Source organism: uncultured Campylobacter sp. (assembly GCF_938018145.1).
Taxonomy (GTDB): Bacteria; Campylobacterota; Campylobacteria; order Campylobacterales; family Campylobacteraceae; genus Campylobacter_A.
Genome location: NZ_CALIII010000434.1, coordinates 1 through 2,693, shown reverse-complemented (window position 1 = coordinate 2,693; position 2,693 = coordinate 1). Strand labels below are relative to the sequence as shown.

The following is a 2,693-nucleotide window of genomic DNA, read 5'->3' as shown; positions in this document are numbered from 1 at the left end:
TTTAAAGTACCTAAATTTGCGTTAAATTTGATGCTAGGCGAGGGATCAAGCATACTGCTTGAGGGTGCGAAAGTCTATCCCAAAGCCTTAATAGAGAGCAGATTTAGCTTTAAATTTAGCGATCTAAAAACCGCGCTTGAGAATGTTTTGGGATAATGTTTTAAAGTAAAACAAATTACCTAAAGGACTTTTCAATGGCAAACTGTACACTACATAAAATCCTGGCGTAGTGATAAATTCCGGAAATTTACCGCAAGAGTTCGAGTCAACTTGTGTTTAAATTTAATGTTTGGCGGCGGCATTCTATCGTTTTTATAAAGTCGTGCCGCATCGTCGTTCAAAATACACAAGTTTATCCTCTATGCCCTCAAAAGTTCGGTCGAGAAAGCGCTTTCATCTATCCCTCGCCCGATGCAAACCAAAAAATTATCGCAGCGTTTGCGGTCGCTAAAAGGCGTTATCTCAAATTTGCCGCCTACGAACTGCACGACGTATTGTGCTTCATCATCTTTGAAGCTCGCAAGTCCCTTGATACGGTAAAAATTTTCCGGTATGTCGTTCATAAATTTGATGAAATTTTGCCTATCGATGCCCTCAGGTAGGTCTTTTTTAAACGAGACTATCCCCTCGTCTTCGTGCGTAGCGTGCATCTTGCCCTCGAGCAGGACGGACGCCATATAGGAGGTGTCGCTCTGGCGGTAGAGCAGATAGTTTGGATTTAGCTCGGCGCCCACCGTCTCGAATATCTCGGCGCAACGGTTATTTTGGATCAAAGCTTGTCGTATCCGCTCCTTTTGCTCGCTCGAGATCAGATCGATTTTATTTAGCACTATGACGTCGGCGGCCTTGATCTGCTCGAGCATTATTTTTGATCTGCCCCGCTCTTTTAAAAAATTCGCTCCATCGACGACGGTGACGATGGCGCATAGATTGACCGCATCTTTTATCTCGTTTAGCTCGCTTAAGATATTGAAAGGGTTGGCGACGCCCGTGGTTTCAAGTACGATGCTGTCGGGCTTTTTGGGCCTGAGCTGCGAAATCGCAAGCTTGATCTGCCCTGCCATAGAGCAGCAAACGCACCCCTCGTCGATCTCTACGAGTGCGTATTTGGCGTCCAGCAGCGCGCCGTCGAGACCGATCTTGCCGATCTCGTTTTGGATGATGCCGGTAAATCTATTTTGCGCCGTTTCGTGCTCGATGAAATTTTGGATAAATTTCGTCTTGCCAGAGCCCAGATAGCCGGTGATGATGAAAAAATTCGGCCGCTCGCCGCCTTGCATAAAAATTTGCTTTTTATCCTCCTTGGCTAAGCGTAGCAAAAATTTAAACAAAGGCGCCGAGCCTGGCAGCTTCTTAAAGGATTTATCGTTAAATTTAAAGCGCCCGTCGCCCGCGTCCTCGCCGTAGATTAAATTTACAAAAATTTCGCCGCAGAGCGGATCTGCTTTGCTTTTTAAATTTCGATCTTTATCGTAGATCACGGCGTGCGCCGCTTTTTTGTAAATTTCAAAGCTCTCGTAGCGTGGCTCGTAAATTTTGCAAAGCGCGATATGCAAAAAGTTCATAAACGCAAGCGATACCCTAAAGCAGGGGAAATTTTTATCGAGCCCCTCTTTTGCGATGATCTGCTTGCCCTCTATGCAGACGCCGTCCTTTGCGTACGATCTATCTCTGAGCTTTGTTTTAAAAGATAGCGCGAAGCCCTGCTCTTGCGGCTTTAAATAGATCGTAGCGACGCAAAAATTATTTAAAAACTCCTTATGCGCGGAGAAATTTCGCACCTTTGCCAAAAACTCCGACTCTCCGGCCAAAACGGCTTCAAAAAGCGAGACACTACCAAGCAACTCGTCGTTTGCAGAGGGGAAATAATAAAGCTCAAATACGCCCGCGTCATCTTTCACCTCTCGCAAAACGATACCGTAAATTCCGCCGTAAAAGCCGAATTTTATGCTCCAGCATTCATTAAAATAGTTCCCCTTATACATCCCCTGATACCTGCTTGAGGATTTTACGTCGCTATCGTAAAGAGACTTCATCAATATACATCTCATAAGCGACCTGTAATCCTCAAACGAGTATTTAAATTTCAAAGGGAAAATATCTTGAAATTCCATGCTTCTATCCAAATTTAACCTTATCGCCGTTGCCCAGATAATCGGACGTTTTGGTTCTAAATCTAGCCGTGCCCTTTACGATCGGATAGCCCTCGCGGACGAATTTTTGCACGGTCAGCAAACCCGTGCAGTGGTTACACGCCATGACCTGGTAGTTCCATCTTTTCAGTCCAATAACCAGATCGTCGTATTTAGGATCCCAGTCGTCAAACGGCGAGATATGAAGTCCGCCGTAAAGCCCGTAGAGTTGATCATTATCGTACTTAAGCTCCTTGTGCGCGGAATCCGAGAAAGTAATGATGCCTTGATGGCAGCAGCCCGTAATACTTACTAGGCCTTTGTCTTTGACATTTACGAAGATCGACTGCTCGCCAAAAACTCTCGTAATGATAGGGCAATCATAGCAGAACGTACACATTCCAGGCTCGATCTCGTTTCTGCCTTTTTTAAACACTACGAGCTCGCCCTTATGACCCGAATCTTTGATATATTGTCTGCCCTCCGGGTAAAAGCCTTCGTGGATTATGATCCTGATGTCGGGCTTATACTTTAAAACGACGGGCAACGCCCAAAAGTGAT

At 45.3% G+C, this 2,693-nt stretch carries 2 protein-coding genes and 1 pseudogene; 1 reads left to right on the top strand and 2 read right to left on the bottom strand.

Annotated elements, in window-relative coordinates:
• Positions 1-156 (top strand): DUF1731 domain-containing protein (locus tag Q0338_RS10215; protein WP_298086629.1); only part of this gene is annotated, 156 nt, incomplete at its 5' end.
• Positions 157-359: 203 nt separating this feature from the next.
• Here Q0338_RS10215 and Q0338_RS10210 read toward each other — a convergent pair.
• Both Q0338_RS10210 and Q0338_RS10205 read right to left on the bottom strand, forming a co-directional pair.
• Complete coding sequence (locus Q0338_RS10210; protein WP_298086628.1) at positions 360-2,051, bottom strand: GTP-binding protein; 1,692 nt, start codon at positions 2,049-2,051, stop codon at positions 360-362.
• 67 nt (positions 2,052-2,118) lie between these two features.
• Positions 2,119-2,693: pseudogene (locus Q0338_RS10205) on the bottom strand (MBL fold metallo-hydrolase); the annotation flags it as partial.

Excerpts from the sequence above, each read along its gene's own strand:
- Q0338_RS10210 (WP_298086628.1), bottom strand. The coding sequence starts at position 2,051 with ATGAGATGTATATTGATGAAGTCTCTTTACGATAGCGACGTAAAATCC.